The sequence below is a fragment of the Promicromonospora xylanilytica genome (genome assembly GCF_054782895.1).
This window is the reverse complement of sequence record NZ_BAAGRP010000011.1, coordinates 92,449-109,366: the sequence shown is the minus strand read 5'-3', so window position 1 is coordinate 109,366 and position 16,918 is coordinate 92,449. Positions and strand designations below refer to the sequence as shown.

Below are 16,918 nucleotides of genomic sequence, written 5' to 3'. Positions count from 1 at the left end.
ATGACCGGTGTCAACGCAGGTAGATACGCTCAGGGAGGAAGTCATGGCGAACAGCTCCGACGTCTCGCGCGCCACCGGCACACCGGGGAGCCCGGGGCGCGCGTCCGGGCCGGCCCGCGTGGTGCACGGCCCCGACGACTTCGCCAGGGTGCTACCCGGTGACGTGCTCGTGTGCCGGTTCACGGAGCCGGCGTGGACGGCGTTGTTCGGCGTCGTGGCCGCCGTCGTCACCGAGACCGGCGGCGTGCTGTCGCATGCCGCGATCGTGGCACGGGAGCACGGGATCCCCGCGGTGCTCGCGGTGCGCGGGGCCATGACGACGCTGCGCGACGGCGAGCCGCTGACCGTCGACGGCGACGCCGGAATGGTCAGTACCCAGCGGACCCGCTGACGCCCGCCGGACCGGCGCCGCCTCCTATCCTGGGACGCACCACTACCGGAAGGCACGACATGAGCTTCAGCCACCCCACCGGCACGCGTGGCGCCCGGCAGCCCGGCCGCATGTTCCGCTGGATGAACCGGCTGATCATGGGGCGTGCTCGCCGCACCGGCGCCAGGACCATGGGGATGAACCTCCTGGTACTGACCACCGTCGGGCGCAAGAGCGGGCAGCCCCGCGAGACGCCGCTCGCGTGGTTCGCCGGCCCGGACGGCGGCTGGCTGGTCGTCGCCTCCGCCGGTGGTGCGGCGGCGAACCCCGCCTGGTACCTCAACCTCGCCGCCCACCCGGACCGGGTCACCGTCGAGCAGGGTGGGCGCAAGATCGCCGTGACGGCCGAAGAGCTGCACGGCACCGAACGCGAGCAGGCCTGGCAGCGGATCACCGCCGAGGCGGAGAACTTCAGCAGGTACGAGCAGACGACCGACCGGACGCTCCCCGTCATCCGGCTGATGCCTCGCTGAGCGCTGCGCCGGCCCACCCGGGAGCCCGGGTGAGTGTCGGTGCCCGTGGGTAGTGTCGTGGGCATGACGCACGCCGCGACCACCTCCCCCGCCACCACAGCTCTCCGGACCGCGGACTGGCGGCGGCGCGTCTTCGCGCTGTACGCCGGCGTCCGTGTCCGTGCGGCCGAGGACCCGGCCGGTGCCCACGCCTACTGGGTCGCGACCCGTGACGAGCTCTTCGCGACCCACCCGGCGTCGCCGATCCTGCCCGAGGACAAGCCCGGCTTCACCGGCCTTGCCGTCGCCCCGTACGACCCCGCCTGGCGCTTCACCGCCCCCGTCGCACCCGCGGAGCCGGGACCCGACGGCGCGCCGCGCCGCCTCGACGTCCCCACCGGCACCGACGGTGTCGTGCCGTTCGAGCTGCTCGGCGCGGTGGTCCTGCCCGGCCTCGGCTCGCTCGACGTCTGGCGTCTCGCCTCCTACGGCGGCGGCTTGTTCGTGCCGATCAAGGACGCGCTCGCCGGTACCCCCGGCGGCACGTACGGCGGCGGTCGCTACCTCCTGGACACCATCAAGGGCTCCTGGCTGGGCCACGCGGGCAGCACCGACGGCCACGCGGGCGGGTACGACGACGGCGTCGGCGAGCTGGTGCTCGACCTCAACTTCGCGTACAACCCGTCGTGCGCCTACGACCCCGCGTGGACGTGCCCGCTCGCCCAGCCGGGCAACACGCTCGACGCCGAGGTGCCGGTGGGAGAGCACACGCCGGCGAAGGGGGCATAGCCCGGTGACCTCACGTTCCGACCAGGGTTCGAGCCGCCCCGTCGTCGGGCACGCCGACGAGCCGCACACCGAGGGCCTCGCCGAACGGCTGAACTGGCTGCGCGCGGGAGTCCTCGGCGCCAACGACGGCATCGTGTCCGTCGCCGCCGTCGCCGTCGGCGTGGCGGCCGCGACCACGCGGACCGGCCCCATCCTCACCGCCGGCCTCGCCGCCCTGGTGGGTGGCGCGATCTCGATGGCGCTCGGCGAGTACGTGTCGGTCTCCAGCCAGTCCGACAGCCAGAAGGCGCTCATCGCCAAGGAGCGGGCCGAGCTCGCCGAGATGCCCGAGGAGGAGCTCGCCGAGCTGGCAGAGCTCTACGAGGCCAAGGGCCTCTCCCCCGGCACCGCGCGCCAGGTCGCCGTCGAGCTCACCGAGCACGACGCCCTCTCCGCGCACCTGGACGCGGAGCTCGGTATCGACGAGGACGAGGTGGTCAGCCCCTGGAACGCGGCGGTCGCGTCCGCGGTGGCGTTCACCCTCGGCGCCGTGCTGCCGCTCGCGGCGGTGCTCCTGATCCCCGAGCCCTGGCGGGTCGCGGTCACCTTCGTCGTCGTGCTGGCGGCGCTCGCCGGGACCGGCTGGACCGCCGCCTGGATCGGTGGCGCACCACGCGTGCGGGCGACGGCCCGGGTGGTGGTCGGCGGAGCCCTCGCGCTGGGTGCGACCTTCGCCGTCGGCTCCCTGCTCGGCACGACGGCGATGGGGTGAGTACCGTTAGCGCCCGATGAACACCATCGACATCACACCGCCCCCTGCCGACGCACCCTCGTCGGCCTATGGCGTGCACTCCGAGGTCGGCCGTCTGCGCAAGGTCCTGGTCTGCGCGCCGGGCCTGGCGCACCAGCGACTCACCCCGTCCAACTCGGCCGACCTGCTGTTCGACGACGTCCTGTGGGTCGAGCGCGCCCAGCAGGACCACGCCGACTTCGTGGCCGAGCTACGCAGCCGCGACGTCGACGTCGTCGAGCTGCACGCCCTGCTCGCGGAGACGCTCCGCGTGGCCGGCGCCCGCGACTGGCTGCTGGACCGCAAGATCGTCCCGGAGATCGTGGGCAACGGGCTGGTCGACGCGACGCGCGAGTACCTCGAGTCCCTGCCGGAGCACGAGCTGGCCCGGTACCTGATCGGCGGCCTCGCGGTCGCCGACGTGCCGGAGCTGCCGCCCGGGTTCCGCGCCCTGGCGGACATGAGCCCCGACGCGCGCGAGTACCTCATGCCGCCGCTGCCGAACACACTCTTCACGCGGGACACCACCTGCTGGATCTACGGCGGCCTCACCCTGAACCCGCTGTACTGGCAGGCGCGCCGCGACGAGACGCTGCTGATGAAGGCGGTGTACGCGTTCCACCCGGACTTCGTGGGCAGCCGCGTGTGGTGGGGCGACCCCGAGGCCAGCCACGGCGAGGCCACGTTCGAGGGCGGCGACATCATGCCGATCGGCAACGGCACCGTGCTGATGGGCATGAGCGAGCGCACCTCCCGCCAGGCGATCACACAGGTGGCGGCGTCCCTGTTCGAGCAGGGCGCGGCCGAGCAGATCGTGGTGGCGGGCATGCCCCGGCTGCGGGCTGCCATGCACCTGGACACGATCATGACGTTCGTCGACGTCGACACCGTCACGGTCTACCCCCGCATCGTGGACCGGGTGCACCCGTTCGTGCTCCGCCCGGACTCCGGCCCGCTCGGCGTCTCCGTGACCGACGCCGGCGGGTCGTCCTTCCTCGACGTGGTGGGGCAGGCCTCCGGTCTGGGCGAGCTGCGCGTCATCGAGACCGGCGGCGACGTCTACGAGTCGGAGCGCCAGCAGTGGGACAGCGGCAACAACTCGGTCGCCGTCGAGCCGGGCGTGGTGTTCACCTACGACCGCAACACCACGACGAACGACCTGCTGCGCAAGGCCGGTGTCGACGTGATCGAGATCGCCGGCGGCGAGCTGGGCCGCGGCCGAGGCGGCGGGCACTGCATGACGTGCCCGATCATCCGCGAGCCCGTCAGCTGGTAGGCCCGCTCAGGTTCGTACGACGGCTACCCTGCATCCCGGACAAAACCCCTGAAAGGAGTCCGGATGTCGGTCGGTGGCGGGACGGTTCGCGAGCGCTTGCGGAGGCTGGTCGAGCATCACCGGTTCCAGCAGGTGGTGCTCGGCCTCATCATCGCCAACGCCGTGATCCTGGGGCTGGAGACGTCGATCGTCTCGGGGCCACCGGACGAGGTGCTGCAGGCCCTCGACGACGCGCTGCTCTGGCTCTTCGTCACCGAGATCACCCTGCGCCTGGTCGCGCACGGGCCGCGGTTCTTCCGTGACCCCTGGAGCGTGTTCGACCTGCTCGTCGTCGCGATCGCCCTGATCCCCGCGACCGGGCCGATGTCCGTGCTGCGCGCCCTGCGGATCCTGCGGGTGCTGCGCCTGGCCGACTCGGTGCCGTCGATGAAGCGCGTCGTCAACGGCCTGGTCGCCGCCGTCCCGGGGATGGGCTCGGTGGGGGCGCTGCTGGTGCTGGTCATGTACGTGTCCGTGGTGATCGCCACCAACCTGTACGGGACGATCGCCGAGGAGCACTTCGGCGACCTCGGGACCACGGCGTTCACCCTCTTCCAGGTCATGACCGGCGAGGCGTGGCCGGACATCGCCGCCGACGTCATGCAGGAGGAGCCCACCGCCTGGATCTTCTTCGTCGTGTTCATCCTGGTGGTCTCGTTCGCCGTGCTGAACCTCTTCATCGCGGTGGTCGTGAGCGGCATGGAGAGCATCGAGGACCTCGCCGAGCACGAGGAGCGGTCCGACGCCGAGGTCATGGACGAGCTGCGCGCCATCCGTGCCCAGCTCGCCACGCTGCAGGCGGAGCTCGCCGCGTCCCGGACCGACCCAGCGGCCCCACCACCGGCGCCGGAGCCGGCCGCGGTCCCCTGAGCGCTCGCGTGCGGCCAGCTCGCCGCGACACGCCGTGCAGGCGCGCCACGCCGGCAACTTGATGCATCCTTGGGTTGCAGTTCCGGAAAAGCCATAGACGCTACCAAGTCTCCGTTGTACCTTTCTTCACACACGGACACGCGCCGTGGCGGCTGGTGGTGTGTCCGCACCCCCAGCCGAAGCCAGATCCGAACAAGACGGAAGGACGAGATCCACGATGGTTCGCACCAGCGTCGCACTCCAGGCGTCAAGCCCGTGCCATGTCAGTGCCGCCACCGCTTCGTTCTTCCCGACCACCGCGCAGCACCTGCGAGACGGCCGCGAGGCCATACGAGGCGCCATACGCCGCTGATCCGGTTCTGCCGGACCAGCGAACGTGAGCCGCCTCGGGACATCTGTTCCCGGGCGGCTCTTGTCGTCTCGGACCCGTACAGCACGACGAAGAACCAAGAAGGACAAGCTCACCGGAAGGAGCAGGCCCGTGGCCGACGTCCTCGTCCTCAATGCCGGCTACGAGCCGCTGCACCGGGTATCGGTCCGGCATGCCATCCACATGCTCGTGCGCGAGGTCGCGGTCGTCGAGGAGGCGGTCGACGGCCGCTCCTTCGGGCCGTTTCCGTTACCGCGCGTGCTGCGGCTGGTCCGATACGTCACGATGCGGTGGCTCTACAAGTCGGGCGGTGCGCCCGCGTGCACCAAGCAGGGCGTCAAGCGGCGTGACGGCTTGTGCGCGTACTGCGGCGGCCCCGCCGAGACCGTGGACCACATCCTGCCGCGTTCCCGCGGGGGCCCGTCGACGTGGATGAACCTCGTGGCGGCCTGCTACCCGTGCAACTCGCACAAGGCGGACCGCACGCCCGCGGAGGCCGGCATGGTGCTCCACGTGACGCCGCACGTCCCACGCGCCGAGTACGCTCGCGCCATCCGGCACCGGGCGGCGCGAGCGGCCTAGGCGCGGGGCTACAGCGCGCCCGCCAGCAGCTCCAGGGTCTGCGTGCGGCCGGGGGTCGCGTCCATCGGCTCTCCCTCGCGCGAGCCGGCGACCGGCACGAGCATGACCTCCTCGACGCCGTGCCGCTCGGCCAGCCCACGCACCTCCGCGGCCACCTCGGCGCCGTCGCCGATCAGCCAGCGGGCGCGCATCGCCTCGATGGACTGGGCGAGCGCGCCGTCGGCCGGCACGGCCGCCGTGGCGCGCACCGCCTCCTCGACCGTCTCGAGCGGGCCCAGCCTCTGGCCGGAACGCAGCCTGGCCATCTGCCGCAGCTGCGGCAGGGCTCGTTCGTACGCCTCGTCCGACGTCGGCGCGACCGACGCGTTGACCGTGATGAACGTACGCGGCTCCGGATGCTCCTCGGACGGCCGGTAGCCGTCGCGGTACAGGGCGAGGATCTGGTCCATGCCCTGGCCGGAGAAGTGGTTGGCGAACACGTAGGGCAGGCCCAGCTCCGCGGCGAGACGTGCCGAGTAGTCGCTGGAACCGAGCAGCCAGACGGTCGGGACGCCCGCCGCGGCGGGCGTGGCCCGCACGTCGTAGATGTCACCGGAGGTGAGACGCAGGCGGGCGCCGTCGGGCCCCATGAGGCTGAGGATGTCGGTGACGTGCTGCGGGAACCGGTCCACGTCCGCCGTCGGACCCGTGGCCCGCAGCAGCGACGTGATCACCGGGTCGCTCCCCGGCGCGCGGCCGATACCGAGGTCGATGCGGCCCGGGGCGACGGCCTCCAGCGCCGCGAACTGCTCCGCCACCACGAGCGGGGCGTGGTTCGGCAGCATCACGCCACCCGAACCGACCCGGATGCGCGAGGTCCGCGCTGCCGCGGCGGCGATCATGACCGGCGGGGACGAGGCGGCGACGGCCGCCATGTTGTGGTGCTCCGCGAACCAGTAGCGCTCGAAGCCGAGGCGGTCGGCGAGCGCCGCCAGCTCGAGCGAGGCCGCCAGGGCCTGGGCGCTGGTCTGGCCCGAACGGACGGGCACGAGGTCAAGGACGGACAAGCGTGGCGTGGTGTTCATCGCCTCTGACAACCGTCCTGAGGTCCGGCGTGTTCCGGGCCGGCCGCTCCTGGGTCAGCCCTGTATCACTCCCCGGAGTGCCCCGGTATCTCGTGAGGTCATGGCGCCCACCCCTGTTGGCCTGACATGATCGCGAGGTGTCTGTTGATGTGCGCGCCGCGACCGACGACGACGTCGATGCCGTGGTCGACCTTTTCCGTCAGTACCTCAGGTTCTACGACCAGGAGGTGCCTGACGCCGAAGCGCGCGCCTTTCTGACCGCCCGCCGCTCGGCCGATGACAGCGTGCTGCTGGTCGCGGTGCTGGACCCGGACGGCAGCGAGCCCGAGGCGTCGGCCGCCGGTGTGGTCGGCTTCGCGCAGAGCTACCCCACCTGGTCGTCCGTGAGCCTGAGCCAGTCGTGGGTGCTGAACGACCTGTTCGTCTCACCCGCCGCGCGCGGGACCGGCGCGGGGCGCGCCCTGGTGCAGGACACGTGCCGGCGCGCCAAGGAGGCCGGCGCGATCCGCGTGTCCCTGGCCACCGCGTGGGACAACGTCGCGGCACAGGGGCTGTACGAGTCCGAGGGCTTCGTGCGCGAGGAGCACTTCCACCGCTACGCCTACGTGACGGGCGCCTGAGCCACCTCTCCCCGACTGAGCGGGAAGGTGCGTTCGGCCTGCTCAGACCGCTGGGCGCGCCGTCGACGCCGGTGTCGGCGGCCCACGCTAGGGTTTCCTCCGGCCGGGGACGAACCCGGTCGGACGACCCATGCCTGACACGTCGGGGAGACCCGGGAACTGGAGCGCACACCACCATGATGGGAGGCAACCACGCCGCGACGGGAGCCGCGGCCTGGGTAGCAGTCACCGCGTCGACGCCGATCGCCTTCGGCTGGTACCCGGGGGTGACGGACACGGGCGTGATCGCGGGCGCCCTCGTCTGTGCCGGGGCCGCGCTGCTGCCCGACGCCGACCATCATTCCGGCACCATCGCGAACTCGCTGTCGCCCGTCTCGGACGTGGTGGTCAAGGGGATCGAGGCCGTGTCGGGCGGGCACCGCAAGGGCACGCACTCGATCCTCGGCATCGCGGTGTTCACGGCGATCGCCTGGGCGCTCAGCCTGCTGAGCATCGACACCGGCAACGAACAGCTCGGGACCATCCTCATCGGTCCGGGCATCATGTGCGTGCTGCTCGTGGCGTTCGCGCTCAAGGCGCTCAAGATCACGCGGGACACGAAGGTGCTGCCGTGGACCACGTCCATCACCCTCGCGGTGCTCATCGCGATCTTCGCGCCCGAGGAGTGGTACTGGATGCCGTTCAGCGTGGCGCTCGGCTGCACCGTGCACATCATCGGCGACATGATCACGACCGCCGGCGTGCCCCTGCTGTGGCCGCTGAAGTTCCGCTCCCCGTACTGGATGCGCAACAAGCGCGGCATCGAGCTCGACATGTTCTGGCGGTCGGGCGGGAACATCGCCATCCCGATCCTCGGCAACGCCGGCTCGGTGCGCGAGTGGATCTTCCTGGTGCCCGTCTCCCTCTACGCGATCGTCGGCATCCTGTGGGCGCTGCTGAACGAGATGGGTTACGACACCATGGCGGTCTGGAACCAGATCGTGGCGCTCTTCCCCGCCTGACCCTCCAGCCCGGTTGAGTGCGGGATCTTCGCCCCTGCCCGGGCAGATTCGGGGCGAAGATCCCGCACTCAACGGCTCCGGTGGGTCAGAGGCCGCCGGCCACCGCGGCGCCCGCCGCGAGCCAGGCCCTGCGGGTGTCCGTGCGGAGGGCGCCGTAGCGCAGGTGGCCGTCGACCATCGCGGGGTCGAACGGGACGGTGACCACCTCGCGGGCCAGCGACCGGTACCCGTCGGCCACCTTCTCCAGCTCGCTCGCCGGCTCCTTCTGGTCGGCCTGGCTCACCACCACCACTGCCTGCTGCGCCAGGTAGGCGGACCGTCCGTCGCGGGTCGCGAGCGCCTCCAGCAGCAGGGCGCCGGCCTCGGCGTGGTCGTCGCGCGTGGTGGTGGCCACCACGAGCTGGTCGGTGAGATCGATCATTCGCTGCCACATCGGGTCGGACTCGTCGTTGCCGGAGTCGATGAGGATCATCCGGTAGTACTTCGAGAGCACGGAGTGGATGGCGTCCACGTCCTGCGGCTCGATCCGCTGCTCGTTCGCCATGGCTATGGGCTTGGACCGGAGCACGTCGAAGCGGTCGCGCGTCTGGTGGTGCACGTACCGCGCGAGGTCGGCGGCCTGTGCCGACGGCCCGAGGAGGCGGTCGGTCTGCGGCAGCAGGTCCAGCAGCGTGGACTCGTGCGGTCCCTGCTCGGTGCGCCAGCCCAGCGTGCCGCGGGTCTGGTTGTTGTCCCACGTCACCACACCCGCTCCGCCGAACTGCGCGAAGACGGCGGCGAGCAGCACGGTCGACGGCGTCTTGCCCGCGCCGCCCTTGCCGTTCACCACCGAGATGGTGCGCGGCCCGGGCCAGTGCTGGCTGACGGCGCGCTCGTCGGCGCGCTCGGCCCGCTCCGACTCGCTCGGGCCCACCCGGATGCCGATGCGGGTGAGCATCCCGCGCACGCCCCGCGTGGCCGGGTCCTCGTCCTGCTGGTGCGTGAGGAACGACTCGCGCACCTCGCGCCGGGAGCGCGGCGCGTCGCCGTCGGTCACCGGCGTCGGCTCCGACGGCGGCTCGGACAGGCTGCCGCCCATGCTCCCGGCGGCCGGCACCGCGTCCACCGGCCCGGGCATGGGGCTCAGCACGCTGCCGGTCGTGCTGCCGGTGCCGCCGGTCGTGGCTCCCGGCGTGCTGTCCGGCGTGCTGTCCCCCGTGGCGGCCTCACGGACCCAGTCCGCCACGCCGGAACCGTTCCCGGCGTCCGCGCCACCGCCGTCGGGCGCGAACGAGGTCGACGCGGGCGGCGGCGTGGTGCGCGGCGGCTCCGGCGTCCGCTGGACGCGGCGCACCGTGTCCTCCTGGTCGGTCTCGGCCGTCTCGGCCGTACCCGAGACCCGCGTGGCGTCGGGGTCGGCGGGCAGGCCCACGGCGGGTGCCCCCTCGAACACGGGGCCCGGCGTCGGGTCCTGCGACACCTGCGGCGTCGGGGACGACGGCGGTGCCTGCGGAGTCGGGGACGACGGCGGCGCGAGCTCGTCCTCCTCCGGCACCACCGTGCCGTCCGGGTGCACGATGAGGTTCCAGAGCCCCTCCGGACCGGTCGCGGACGCCCGGACGGGCCGGCCGACCTTCGCGGCGTTCTCCGTCACCCGGCGCAGCACCTCCACCCGCGCCTCTTCCAGGCTGCCGGTGGTGATCGGGTGGAACGTCCCGTCGATCGTCACCTCACCGGAGCCGTCCTCCCGGACGATCGCGTCGATCCGGGGCCAGCGGGGCACGGTGTCAGAGCTCATGCGTTTCCTCCGAAGTTCCTGGGTAGGCGGCTCGCGTGGTTCGCCCCCGATGCAAGGGTCGGACATGTTCGTCCGCCTGGCCACCCCAACGGGGCATTCACCCCACCTGGTAGGTTCTCGCGCAAACAGGTGTCGAAACCGGGACCACTACCGAGGAGCCTCCGCGTGTCTGACGAGCCCACCCGCCGAATTCCCCCGGCGGATGACCCTACGCAGATCCAGCGGCCACCCGCTCGTCCTGGCCACCCGGTCGCGCAGCCCGAAGCCCCGTCATCGTATGCCGCGACCCAGCGGATGGACATGGCCCGCGGCGGACAGGCTCCTGGCCAGGCCGGACAGGGCGCATGGCCCGCCCAGGCCGGCGGCGACCACACGCAGGTCATGCCGCCGTCGGGGATGCCGGCGTCGGGAGCACCCCAGGGAGCAGCCGGCTACGGCGACCAGACCCAGGTGATCCCGCCGTCGGGGATGCCCCAGGGAGCCGACCAGGGACGTGACTACCGCGCCGCGACCCCGCCGCCCGCTCGGCCCTACCGTCCGTACGAGACCGTGCAGCCCACCCAGGCGGCGCAGCCCACGCAGGCCTATGCGCCCGGCGCCTTTCCGGGCGAGCCGGGCCCGAGCCAGGCCGGCTACGGCCAGCAGCCGGGCCAGGGTCCGTTCCCCGGACGGGCGCCGCAGGCCTATGACCAGGGTTACGACCCGCACGCGCCCCAGCCGACTCCCCCTGCGCCTCGGCGGGACAGGGACCGGGACCAGGGCGACGGCGGCGGTTCGATGGCGGGCGCCGTCCTCGCATGGATCCCGCGGATCCTGCTCGCGCTGAGCGTCTACCAGCTCGTCCGCCTGATCCCCGGGTTCGACGTCATGCCGGACACGTCGCAGTTCCCGCTGTTCCGCGGGATCGGCGACGGGGTGCTGGGCATGCTCAACCTCAACCCCGAGTGGTCCGACCAGGCCGCCAACCTGACGATCCCGGTGCTCGGGATCGCGCTCGCCGGGCTGTTCAACACGATCCGGTCCCTGAACACGTCGCTGGCCATCTGGCCGTACGGGCTCACGATCGTGGCGTGGATCGTGGTCTTCGCGGTCGGCGGCATCGTCGGCTACGCGAAGGACGCGACCGCCGGCGTCCAGGAGAACGTCCAGCAGTCCGTGGACGACGGCATCGAGGACGCCAAGGAGGACGCCAGGAAGTCCGTCGAGGACCAGGTCCAGCAGGGCGTGGAGGATGCCACGCAGAACGCGACCGAGAACCTCGAGGACGCCCTGCCGGGCGGGAACGGTTAGCAGGTCACAGGTAGGGGACATCGCTGAGCGGCAGGGCGGGACGCTGATAGATTTCATCTGGTCCAGCCGGTAGTCCCGGTGCGCTGCTGAGGAGTCCTTCGCTTGTCCGACCAGACCATCCGTACGACGGCCGCACGGATCGGGCCGCCGCCTACCGCGGCGACCGAGATCGTCCAGCCCTCCGGGGCCACCCCGGGGCAGGCCGCACGGCAAGCGGCCGCGGGCGGCGCCACCGCGCAGCGGATCCCGGCCACGGGCGAGACCCTCGGCCCGTACCAGCTGCACGGCTCCCTCGGGCACGGCGGGTTCGCCCACGTGTACCGCGCCGTCGGGCAGGGCGGTGAGGTCGCGCTCAAGGTGCTGACCAACGCGGAGCACGACTCGCTGGACCGCTTCGTCGGCGAGGCCGCGCTGCTGGAGCGCCTGGCGGGTCGCGGGTTCCCGCAACTCATCACGGCCGACCTGCGGTCCGCCACGCCGTGGTTCGCCATGGAGCTCGTGCCGGGGCCCACCCTGGCCCAGCGGGTGGCCGCAGAGGGGCCGATGCCACCCCACGAGGTGCTGCGCGTGGCCGACGACGTGCTGGACGCCCTCGCGGTGCTCCAGGAGGAGCGCTTCCTGCACCGGGACGTGAAGCCCGCGAACATCATCGCGGCGCCCGACCGGTACGTGCTCATCGACCTCGGCATCGCCAAGGGGCACGGCACCAGCACCTCGACCCACGCCGCCGGCACCATCTCGTACATGGCGCCCGAGCTGTTCGTGCGCAAGCCGCACGCGCGCTCCGACGTGTACAGCCTCGGCCTGCTGCTGATCTTCCTCGCCACGGGCGAGCTGCCGAACGACCTCAACTTCGCGGGACGGGACCTGACGGCGGCCGACGTCGGGCCGGTCGACCAGCGGCTGCTGCCGCTCGTCCTGGCGATGACCAGGCACCGGCCGGAGGACCGCCCGCCGCTGCACAACCTCATCGGCACCGTGGCGCAGCTCGCGTCCGACAGCGCCCGGATCGACCCGACGCTGCTCGCCGCCGCCGACGTCACCACCGTCGAGCGCGGCCTCGTCACCGAGGTGCTGACCGCGGGCGGGGCGGCGGCCGCCGTCGTCGCGCCCACCAGCGTGCTGGCGAGCAACCCGGTGCGGCAGGGCGAACCGATCACCAACCTGGTCTACGACCAGCAGCTCATGGGCCGTCTGCACCAGGTGCACGGCGACGGGTTCGACGGCGCGGCGGAGGAGGTCATCTCCGTGTACCTGTCGGCCGTGGGGCCGCAGCGGGCCGGGGGCCGCGCGCCCGCCGAGATCAAGGACTACCTGTGGGCCGCGATGCGCTGGGCCCCCGCCTTCACGCCAGAGGGCTACGCGGACAACTACGACGGCTGGGTCGCCTACCGGCAGCGTCACGGCCTCGCCCTCCCCGGCGTCCCGACGTCGACGACGCCCCGGCGGCAGACCAGCGGCCCGGCCACGCGCCGAGCGCCGGTCACGAACCAGCAGGCCACGCAGGTGGCACCCGCGTACCGTCCCGGACCGGTGCCGGCCGCCCGTCCGGCGCCCGCCCCGGCCCCCGCGGAGCGGCCCACCGCGACGCAGCCGGTGGCCCCGGTGCAGCCGACGCAGCCTCCGGTGCAGCCGGCCCCGCCCACGCCGCGCCGCGAGGACCAGGACGCCCGAGGTGCCCGGGACAACAAGCGCAAGGACTCCGGCGGCGGCCTCGGGGCGATCGCGACGATCCTCGGCTGGGTGCCGCGCATCCTGCTCGCCCTCGCGGTCTACCAGCTGGTGCGCCTCGTCCCCGGCTTCGACGCGATGCCAAGCGCGGCCGGGCTGCCGCTGTTCGCGGGTCTCGGTGACCTCGCGGTGGTGATGCTGAACCTCGACTCGGCATGGGCGCCCCGCATGGCGGAGCTGTCCATCCCGCTGCTCGGCATCGTGACGTCCGCCGTCGTCAACCTCTTCCGAGCGGTGCGCACGCGCCGCGGCGGGCGGACGTGGCCGTTCTGGCTGGTCGTCGTCGTGTGGGTGATCGTGATCGCGGTGCAGGGTGTGGTCAGCTACGCGCAGCAGGCCACCCAGGACGCGCGCGAGTCCTTCGAGCAGCAGCGCGAGCAGCTCCAGGACGGCATCGAGCAGGGCGTCCAGGAGACCACGGAGGACGTGCGGGACTCGGTCTGGGAGTCGGTCGAGAACGCTCTGCCCTGGAACTGACGGGCCGGGGCTGCGGCCGGCAGTGAACCGCGTCGGATATTCAGGTGCGCGTCGTCGGGTGCGGGTGGCATGCTCGTCGCACGGTCACCGGGCCAGCCCCTGAGGCACTCGATGACCGGCCAGCAACCACAGGGAAGGAGGCGGTCATGGACGACGTCGTTCGCGCGGCTGCCTCAGCGGCAGCAGACGCCACTGTCACCAGGAGCACCCGGGGCTGACCCGGCCGTGCTCCGGCATCAAGGAGCACTGTCTTGCCTTCCCGTTTTCCCGAAGCACCGAAGCATTCCCTCGTGCGCGCCGAGCGCAGGTCCTCGCGGGCCGGCCGCGAGGACCTGGAGGGTCCGCACCCGAGCACCCTCCGGGCGGACCCGGCCGGCACCGAGTACGACACCGACCTCGCCCAGCCCGGGCCCGGTCAGCGCTGGTCCACCTGGCGGTCCGTCGCCAAGGGCCAGCGCGGACCCGAACCCCGGCCCGACTGGCTGGTCACCCGTGACGCCGCTCTCGACACCGAGCTCGGCATCCTCAAGACCGGAAAGGAGGCGGACGCCTTCCTGCTGGAGCGTGCCGTCCCGCACGCCGGCGGGGCCGAGCGCTGCCTCCTGGTGGCGAAGCGCTACCGCAGCCTGGAGCACGGCCAGTTCCACCGCGGCACCGAGTACACCGAGGGCCGCCGGCTGCGCCGCACGCGCGACCAGCGTGCCATGGAGGACCGCAAGTCCTCCTGGGGCCGCGCGGTGTCGGCCACCCAGTGGGCCGACGCCGAGTTCGTGGCCCTGCGTGACCTGTGGTCGGCGGGCGCCCCGGTGCCGTACCCGGTGCAGATCGACGGCACAGAGGTGCTCATGGAGTTCGTGGGTACCGAGACGACCGACGAGGACGGCCGCACCCAGGCCGTCGCGGCACCCCGGCTCACCAGGGAACGCCCCTCGGACGACCGGCTGGAGTCGTACTGGGAGCAGCTCACGCACGGCATGACCGTGCTGGCCCGGCTCGGGTTCGCGCACGGCGACCTGTCGCCGTACAACATCCTGGCCGACGGCGACCGGCTGGTCATCATCGACCTGCCGCAGGTCGTGGACCTCGCGTCCAACCCGTTCGCGAGCGACGTGCTGCTGCGGGACTGCCGCACGGTGTGCGCCTGGTTCACGGCCCGTGGCCTGGACGTCGACGCGGACACCCTGTTCGCCGACCTGCTGGCGCAGGCCTTCTGACGGGACCGGCCCGGTCAGTCCGCCGGGGTGACCGGGCCGCAGGTCCAGGAGGAGAATACCAGGTCGGTCTGCACGCGTCCCACCTCGCCGCGCGCCGTGAGGTCGAGGACCAGGCGCTGCAGCTCGTCGGTGTCGGCGCAGGCCACGTTGATCAGGAAGTCGTCGGGACCGGAGACGTGGTGCACGGCTCGCGCCTGCGGGAGCCGCCGTACCCACTCGACGAACGGCCCCAGCAGGGGGCGGGAGTGCGTGGTGAGCCGCACCCTCAGCATGGCCTGCAGCCCACGCCCGACGGCCGCCGGATCGATCTCGGCGAGGTACCCGCGGATCACCCCGGCGTTCTGCAGCCGCTGGGTGCGGGCCAGGCAGGTCGACGGCGCCACGCCGACCCGCTGCGCGAGCACCTTGTTGGAGAGCCGGCCGTCCTTCTGCAGCTCGTCGATGAGCGCGCGGTCGACCGAATCGAGGATCACGTTCTGGGCCATGCTCCGAATTATTAGCACGTCAGGCCCTCATCGACGGTGGAGAGTGCCGATAGTCCCCCATGACCATGCATTCAGGGAGCACGCACTCCTGGGACACGCGCGCCGTGCACGCCGGCAAGGACGACCTGGCCGCCCTGGGACTCCACACCCCGCCGATCGACCTGTCCACCACGTACCCGTCGCACGACGTCGTCGGCGAGGCCGCGCGCCTGGACGACTTCGCCGCCGGCAACGACGACGGCGGCCCGCCCGTCTACGGCCGCGTCGCCAACCCGACGGTGCGCCGCTTCGAGCAGGCCCTGGCCGAGCTCGAGGGCGCCGAGACCGCCGTCGCGTTCGCGAGCGGCATGGCCGCGCTGTCCGCCTGCCTGCTGGCCCAGGTCGCGGCGGGCAAGCCGGAGATCATCGGGGTGCGGCCCCTGTACGGCACCACCGACCACCTGCTCGGCTCGGGCCTGCTGGGCACCTCGGTGACGTGGGTGTCGCCGGAGGAGGCCGCGTCCGCCGTCACGGACAGGACCGGGCTGGTCGTCGTCGAGAGCCCGGCGAACCCCACCCTCACCGAGGTGGACCTGCGAGCGCTGGCCGACGCCTGCGCCCCGGTGCCCGTGCTGGTGGACAACACCTTCGCCACACCCGTGCTGCAGCGTCCGTTGACCCTCGGGGCGAGCATGGTGCTGCACAGCGCCACGAAGTACCTGGGCGGGCACGGCGACGTGATGGGCGGCGTCGTCGCGTGCTCCGAGGAGCTCGCCCGGCCGCTGCGGCAGATCCGGTTCGTCACCGGCGGCATGCTGCACCCGATCGCGGGCTACGAGCTGCTGCGCGGGCTGGCGACGCTCCCGGTGCGCGTCCGGGCGGCGTCGGCCACTGCGGCCGAGCTGGCACGCCGGCTCGCCGAGCACCCCGGTGTGACCACGGTGCACTACCCGCGGCTCGGCGGGGCGATGGTCTCGTTCGAGACGTCGGCCGATCCGGTGGCCCTGGTCTCCGCCGTGCGGCTGATGACCCCGGCGGTGAGCCTGGGCAGCGTGGACAGCCTCATCCAGCACCCCGCCTCGCTGACCCACCGGATCATGGACGAGGTGTCCCGCAAGGACGCGGGCATCTCGCCGGACCTGGTGCGCCTGTCGGTGGGCCTGGAGGACGTGGAAGACCTCTGGAGAGACCTGGCCCAGGCCCTCTCCCACGCCCGTCGTTGAGTGCTGGACATTCGCCCTCTCGACTGCGCTGGGTGGGCGAACGTCCAGCACTCAACGGGGAGTCGGCCTACCGTGAGGGGATGTCCAGCACTCCGTATGACCAGGACGACCTGCTCGCCTTCCTCGTCGACTACGGCGTCGCGCTCGGCTCGGGCGACCTGGAGACCGTGACGAACAGCCTCGCCTACCCGTCGGTGGTGGTGGAGGCCGAACGGTCCCTCGTCGTGCCCGACGCCGAGGCGGCCCGCGACGCCCTCGGCTCCATGCTGACCGCCTACCGGGAGCAGGGGCTGGTCGCCGCCGTGCCCGACGTGCGCGCCGTCGAGCAGGTCGGTGACGCCCTGCTGTGGGTCGACGTGCGCTGGAGCTACAAGGACGAGAACGCGTCGGAGGAGACGGCGGAGCGGGTGCGCTACCTGCTGAGGCGTGGGCGGGACACGTTCGAGCTGTGCGTGGTCGTCCCGGTCGAGGAGTAACCCG

17 protein-coding genes are annotated in these 16,918 nt (G+C 72.4%); 14 read left to right on the top strand and 3 right to left on the bottom strand.

From position 1 onward, the window contains the following. Positions 1 to 43: 43 nt before the first annotated feature. From ACYVK7_RS12770 to ACYVK7_RS12740, 7 genes are all read left to right on the top strand, one after another. Positions 44 to 391: a PEP-utilizing enzyme gene (locus ACYVK7_RS12770; protein ID WP_460888091.1), complete on the top strand. Its 348-nt coding sequence runs from the start codon at positions 44 to 46 to the stop codon at positions 389 to 391. Positions 392 to 450: 59 nt separating this feature from the next. Then, positions 451 to 903, top strand: coding sequence for a nitroreductase/quinone reductase family protein (locus ACYVK7_RS12765; protein ID WP_460888090.1), 453 nt, complete (start codon positions 451 to 453; stop codon positions 901 to 903). Between the two features lie 63 nt (positions 904 to 966). Then, entirely contained in the window at positions 967 to 1,671 is a 705-nt protein-coding gene (locus ACYVK7_RS12760; RefSeq protein WP_460888089.1) for a DUF1684 domain-containing protein, read from the top strand. Between the two features lie 4 nt (positions 1,672 to 1,675). After that, positions 1,676 to 2,422, top strand: coding sequence for a VIT1/CCC1 transporter family protein (locus ACYVK7_RS12755; RefSeq protein ID WP_460888088.1), 747 nt, complete (start codon positions 1,676 to 1,678; stop codon positions 2,420 to 2,422). A 16-nt stretch (positions 2,423 to 2,438) separates the two neighbouring features. Next, positions 2,439 to 3,716, top strand: a complete 1,278-nt coding sequence (locus ACYVK7_RS12750; RefSeq protein ID WP_460888087.1) for an arginine deiminase — start codon at positions 2,439 to 2,441, stop codon at positions 3,714 to 3,716. A gap of 63 nt (positions 3,717 to 3,779) precedes the next feature. Continuing rightward, on the top strand, positions 3,780 to 4,625 hold the full coding sequence (locus tag ACYVK7_RS12745) for an ion transporter (protein WP_460888086.1): 846 nt from the start codon (positions 3,780 to 3,782) through the stop codon (positions 4,623 to 4,625). A 481-nt stretch (positions 4,626 to 5,106) separates the two neighbouring features. Beyond that, positions 5,107 to 5,577, top strand: coding sequence for an HNH endonuclease (locus ACYVK7_RS12740; RefSeq protein ID WP_357475089.1), 471 nt, complete (start codon positions 5,107 to 5,109; stop codon positions 5,575 to 5,577). Positions 5,578 to 5,585: 8 nt separating this feature from the next. On the opposite strand, the gene ACYVK7_RS12735 is transcribed toward ACYVK7_RS12740, so the two are convergent. Continuing rightward, positions 5,586 to 6,641 (bottom strand): LLM class flavin-dependent oxidoreductase, encoded by a 1,056-nt coding sequence (locus ACYVK7_RS12735; RefSeq protein WP_460888085.1) that lies wholly within the window; start codon positions 6,639 to 6,641, stop codon positions 5,586 to 5,588. A 137-nt stretch (positions 6,642 to 6,778) separates the two neighbouring features. Here ACYVK7_RS12735 and ACYVK7_RS12730 point away from each other — a divergent pair, with 137 nt between their 5' ends. Then, complete coding sequence (locus tag ACYVK7_RS12730) at positions 6,779 to 7,261, top strand: GNAT family N-acetyltransferase (RefSeq protein ID WP_460888084.1); 483 nt, start codon at positions 6,779 to 6,781, stop codon at positions 7,259 to 7,261. Between the two features lie 179 nt (positions 7,262 to 7,440). Next, positions 7,441 to 8,262, top strand: a complete 822-nt coding sequence (locus ACYVK7_RS12725; RefSeq protein WP_460888083.1) for a metal-dependent hydrolase — start codon at positions 7,441 to 7,443, stop codon at positions 8,260 to 8,262. A gap of 85 nt (positions 8,263 to 8,347) precedes the next feature. Here ACYVK7_RS12725 and ACYVK7_RS12720 read toward each other — a convergent pair whose 3' ends face one another. Further along, positions 8,348 to 10,039, bottom strand: coding sequence for a MinD/ParA family ATP-binding protein (locus ACYVK7_RS12720; protein WP_460888082.1), 1,692 nt, complete (start codon positions 10,037 to 10,039; stop codon positions 8,348 to 8,350). Between the two features lie 300 nt (positions 10,040 to 10,339). Between ACYVK7_RS12720 and ACYVK7_RS12715 the strand changes: the two genes are divergently transcribed. The 3 genes from ACYVK7_RS12715 to ACYVK7_RS12705 all read left to right on the top strand — a co-directional run bounded on the left by ACYVK7_RS12715 (position 10,340) and on the right by ACYVK7_RS12705 (position 14,751). Then, positions 10,340 to 11,329: a hypothetical protein gene (locus tag ACYVK7_RS12715; RefSeq protein ID WP_460888081.1), complete on the top strand. Its 990-nt coding sequence runs from the start codon at positions 10,340 to 10,342 to the stop codon at positions 11,327 to 11,329. Between the two features lie 102 nt (positions 11,330 to 11,431). Then, the gene (locus ACYVK7_RS12710; protein WP_460888080.1) at positions 11,432 to 13,537 is read left to right on the top strand and encodes a serine/threonine-protein kinase; all 2,106 of its coding nucleotides are present in this window, start codon (positions 11,432 to 11,434) and stop codon (positions 13,535 to 13,537) included. Between the two features lie 251 nt (positions 13,538 to 13,788). Beyond that, positions 13,789 to 14,751: a serine protein kinase RIO gene (locus ACYVK7_RS12705; protein WP_460888079.1), complete on the top strand. Its 963-nt coding sequence runs from the start codon at positions 13,789 to 13,791 to the stop codon at positions 14,749 to 14,751. Between the two features lie 14 nt (positions 14,752 to 14,765). On the opposite strand, the gene ACYVK7_RS12700 is transcribed toward ACYVK7_RS12705, so the two are convergent. Then, on the bottom strand, positions 14,766 to 15,236 hold the full coding sequence (locus ACYVK7_RS12700) for an Lrp/AsnC family transcriptional regulator (protein WP_460888078.1): 471 nt from the start codon (positions 15,234 to 15,236) through the stop codon (positions 14,766 to 14,768). A gap of 59 nt (positions 15,237 to 15,295) precedes the next feature. Here ACYVK7_RS12700 and ACYVK7_RS12695 point away from each other — a divergent pair, with 59 nt between their 5' ends. Together ACYVK7_RS12695 and ACYVK7_RS12690 are read left to right on the top strand one after the other, a co-directional pair. Next, a complete protein-coding gene (locus ACYVK7_RS12695; RefSeq protein ID WP_460888077.1) occupies positions 15,296 to 16,438 on the top strand; it encodes a trans-sulfuration enzyme family protein in 1,143 nt (380 codons plus the stop codon). Positions 16,439 to 16,518: 80 nt separating this feature from the next. Beyond that, complete coding sequence (locus ACYVK7_RS12690) at positions 16,519 to 16,914, top strand: hypothetical protein (RefSeq protein ID WP_460888076.1); 396 nt, start codon at positions 16,519 to 16,521, stop codon at positions 16,912 to 16,914. The last annotated feature ends 4 nt before the right edge of the window (positions 16,915 to 16,918 follow it).

Excerpts from the sequence above, each read along its gene's own strand:
- ACYVK7_RS12695 (WP_460888077.1), top strand. The coding sequence starts at position 15,296 with ATGACCATGCATTCAGGGAGCACGCACTCCTGGGACACGCGCGCCGTG.
- ACYVK7_RS12760 (WP_460888089.1), top strand. The coding sequence starts at position 967 with ATGACGCACGCCGCGACCACCTCCCCCGCCACCACAGCTCTCCGGACC.
- ACYVK7_RS12745 (WP_460888086.1), top strand. The coding sequence starts at position 3,780 with ATGTCGGTCGGTGGCGGGACGGTTCGCGAGCGCTTGCGGAGGCTGGTC.
- ACYVK7_RS12720 (WP_460888082.1), bottom strand. The coding sequence starts at position 10,039 with ATGAGCTCTGACACCGTGCCCCGCTGGCCCCGGATCGACGCGATCGTC.
- ACYVK7_RS12690 (WP_460888076.1), top strand. The coding sequence starts at position 16,519 with ATGTCCAGCACTCCGTATGACCAGGACGACCTGCTCGCCTTCCTCGTC.
- ACYVK7_RS12725 (WP_460888083.1), top strand. The coding sequence starts at position 7,441 with ATGGGAGGCAACCACGCCGCGACGGGAGCCGCGGCCTGGGTAGCAGTC.
- ACYVK7_RS12715 (WP_460888081.1), top strand. The coding sequence starts at position 10,340 with ATGGCCCGCGGCGGACAGGCTCCTGGCCAGGCCGGACAGGGCGCATGG.
- ACYVK7_RS12765 (WP_460888090.1), top strand. The coding sequence starts at position 451 with ATGAGCTTCAGCCACCCCACCGGCACGCGTGGCGCCCGGCAGCCCGGC.
- ACYVK7_RS12735 (WP_460888085.1), bottom strand. The coding sequence starts at position 6,641 with ATGAACACCACGCCACGCTTGTCCGTCCTTGACCTCGTGCCCGTCCGT.
- ACYVK7_RS12770 (WP_460888091.1), top strand. The coding sequence starts at position 44 with ATGGCGAACAGCTCCGACGTCTCGCGCGCCACCGGCACACCGGGGAGC.
- ACYVK7_RS12700 (WP_460888078.1), bottom strand. The coding sequence starts at position 15,236 with ATGGCCCAGAACGTGATCCTCGATTCGGTCGACCGCGCGCTCATCGAC.
- ACYVK7_RS12750 (WP_460888087.1), top strand. The coding sequence starts at position 2,439 with ATGAACACCATCGACATCACACCGCCCCCTGCCGACGCACCCTCGTCG.